Source organism: Ancylomarina sp. (genome assembly GCF_041555295.1).
Taxonomy (GTDB): domain Bacteria; phylum Bacteroidota; class Bacteroidia; order Bacteroidales; family Marinifilaceae; genus Ancylomarina.
In genome coordinates, this window is the sequence record NZ_JBFFKR010000303.1 from 1 (window position 1) to 3749 (window position 3749).

Genomic DNA, 3749 nt, shown 5'->3' on the forward strand with positions numbered 1-3749 from the left:
AATTGGAGATGCGTTTAACGATGTGAAACTTGAGATAGACATTTTATTTCCCTTCGTATCAAGAGAACCATTATCTAAGAATAAATCTCCTGTTGTCGTTAAAGCATTTTGTAAAATCCAGGATTGATCATCTCCATCGAAGAAAATATTACTATCCAAAGCTTTTCCTGCAAAATCAATAAGTTTGTCTGCGATTAGTCCATCACCCTTAAATTTTAAATCACCTGACATTTCTAAAGTCATGTTTTCACTGAAATCGAGTAGCCCGTGAACATCTAATTGATTTTGGACTTTGAAGATTGATGATGGGTCTACATCGTCAGTCCATGTAATATTGTGACATCTCGCATCGGAATTGATTAGAACCGTTTTGCTGCCCAGGAAAGAATTAGAGTCGAAAAAGACATTGTCGAGTGCAGTAGGAATACAGCCTTCAGATGCACCTCCAGAAGTTTTACTCCAGTTAAGATAATTAGACCATTCATCGTTTACTCCGTTACCTACCCAGTATAAATCAACAGTCGTAATTGAGTTGACTGTCCAGTTCGTCACATTAGTTTGTTCTATAGAGTTATTGGCTAAATAAGGGACTGAAGAACCGATACCATTAATGTCTGTTAGTAAAACAAAGTTTACGTTTATACTTGTTTTAACTTCCAAGTCAGCCTGTTTGCCACTTTTACTTCCCCGGATGTCTATAGGGAAATTACAAGATCCAAGAGCTGTGAATTCTTCAATTGGGAAAGTTATATTTGATTCGAACTTAAAGGTATTGGGTTTTGTTCCTTTGTTAAGAGTCAGTTTTCCAATATCGAATGTTATCTCGCCAATTGTCCCATTTAACTCTCCGCCTTCTTCAAAGGTGATATCATTGATTCGAGTTAAAAGATTCTCTGATTTAAAACTACCTTCATTAATAAAACGAATTGTATTGAAAGTGGCATTACTCGTGAATGATCCACCAATAAAGAAAGCTTTTTCACTCTCTACAATTATCTCACTTCCATCAGCTAGAAGTGTTAAGGTTTGTCTTGCATTGATATCGGCAGCGTCAATATTTACAGAAAAACTATTTTCGTATCCAAGTACTGTAAACGTTGAGTTCTGTATGTTTAAGGTTCTTTTTTTACCAGCAAAGGTTAAGTCAGATGATTCAAAATAGTTACAGGATATATCGAAACCTCCAGATATAAAATGGCCATTGTCTAAAATTAAGTTTCCATCGACATCCAAATCGTTAGCAAGAGTCCATTCGCCATCTATACCATCGAAAGTAACATCGTTTGGGAAATCAAAAGTATGAAGTCCTAGAGTGTTCCCTTTTTCTGTTGAACGGAAATAGAAATTAACATCAGGTAAATTGATTGTTAGAGTATTGTTTAGAAATAACGAGCCATAAATGTAAGCACTTGAGATCTCAACAGTCCCCATTTGTAATATTGGATTGTTGCCTTCAGAACCTCTCCAGTCCATTGTTCTGCATCGAATGTCCCCACTTCCTGTGGTTACAATCTGATTGGTATTTCCCGTAAATGAATTAATGTCAAAGTAGACATTGTCAAGAGCTGTAGGTACACAAGCTCCTGGAGCTCCACCTGAACTTGTTGCCCAATGGTTTGGATCATCCCAATTCCCAGGTCCATCAACCCAATATAAATTTCTACTTGTTGGCACTGTGGGGAAATTCCATCCGATATTATTTCCAAGATCAATTGAGTTATTAGCCGTAAAGTTTAATGCTGGTGTTGCAAAAACATCAAGCAAATTGACTTGAGTAACATTTATAGGATTACCATTCTTACTGTTAAAAGTTGTTTCTGCACCAGCAGATAAACTGGAAATGTCGATGGTTCCTTCGCAGGCACCAATAGCTGTTAAATCACCAATGTTAAAGGTTTGTCCATCGGTGAATTTATAGGTCTTACCCTGATTCAGAATTAAATTTTCCACGTCAAAGCCTTCGTACAGAAAGTTAGCATTCGATTTAATATCAACCTGGTTGAAAGAAACATCTTTCCCACGAATTGAAAATAGTGCTGTCCCAGTTTCCTGGTCAAAGCTTATGTTGTGAAAGTCTACAGCCTCAGTACCATTAGTAACTTCAACTTTACCATTTTCAGCCACTACTATTTCAGAGGTTCCAGCATTAAAAGTTAGATTTTCAGGCGTTAGGAAAATACTATTTAGATTAAGAATAGAAGCATCAAGTTGCAATGTTCTGAAATCAGGAAAGTTAGAATAGAGTTCATTACAGGTTATGCTGAAATTATTAGTAACAAGACTCCCCCGTTCCAAATTAATATCGCCTAGTGTTTCAAAATCGCTATCAATATTCCAAGTGCCAGCTAGCCATGAACCATCCTCTTGAATCTTCCCTTCAAAAATTACATCGTTTGACAATATGACTTGATTAAGCTTAACATTGACAATGTCTTCTGATTTGAAATAGATATCACCAGTATGTTTGAAAGAACCAGGTAGGAGTGAAGTGAAATCAAGATTCCCGTAAATGCATAGATCACTACCGCCTTCAAAAATTAGTGAGGAAGCATTTGTCCATGTCATATTATTACATTCAGGTACGCGAGTTCCATTAATAGCAATTGTAGAACTTCCGACAATATTTACAGCATCAAAGAATACATTATCGACACGTGTAGGTACACAGCCTAAGTCCCAATTGTTTGGATTGAACCAGTCTGAATCGTCAGTCCCAATCCACTTGAAATCTTCAGCGAAAGTTTTTTCAACAATATTCCAACCAATGTAATTTGAGACTCCAAAAGAACTTTGAGCTTCTAAACCACCAGACAGGTTTACACCTCCAATGACTTCTAAGTCGGTTATTTGAACGTAAGCAATTCTATTAGAATTCACATCCGAATTGATGTTTGAAATACCACCATTACCTGTTAAATATATAAACTCGGAACAGGTTCCTTCAGCAATAAAACCATTGATGTTTACAACTTTCTGCTCACTACCTGCTTCAAAAAGATATGTTTTGCCAGCTGATAAAATAAAAGTATCATAATTGTGATCACCTGAAATATTTGCCCCTGCAAAAAAGTGCACTTCATTAAAGCTTACAATATCACCTTCATTAGTTAGGTTTGCTTTATTGCTGTTATCAACAAAATACACTTTGTTGTAAGTAACAGAGCCACTAAGCTTATTGTAGAAGCCTGCAGTTGGTTGTATTAATTCAATGGTGTAAGTACTTTCAGGAATATTGAAAGAGTTTCCTTCTGCATCCCATGTTTTAAGGAAATTGCCGTTTAGTCTAAGGGTTGATGTGCCCAGATTCATTATTCTAGGAATATCGCCAATAGATACAAAACGGTTTAATATTAAGTCGTTGTCATTTGAAATGATTTCACCTGACTCTAAGTATAAACTGTTATCAGGGATTTTTAATTCTGAAGCTAAATTCCAAATTCCATTTTTCCCAGAAAAATAGACGTCAGATTTAAAACTATCAGTAATAGAAACACTAAAAGTTCCAGTTCCTTCGAAATGAGTTGTTCCCAATAAATCCCAAGTGGCATCTCCAGCGATCAAGGAGCCAAAAATACTAAGTTTGGCTGATCCAGATAGAGTTGCATCAGCAGAAAGAATTAAATTTTTACATTCAGCGTCACTGTCAATTTCAACATTAAAAGTACCACTAATGTTCGCATCATCAATTCTTGAAGGAACACAATTTTTATCCCAGTTTGAGGGCGTACTCCATTTATTGTCAGTTGCTC

Annotated in this window: 1 protein-coding gene; it reads right to left on the minus strand. The window is 36.1% G+C overall.

What is annotated here, in order from left to right; all coding sequences use genetic code 11:
- Nucleotides 1-3749, minus strand: a 3749-nt coding sequence (locus tag ABY905_RS15005; RefSeq protein ID WP_372645319.1) for a hypothetical protein, incomplete at both ends; no start/stop codon positions are given.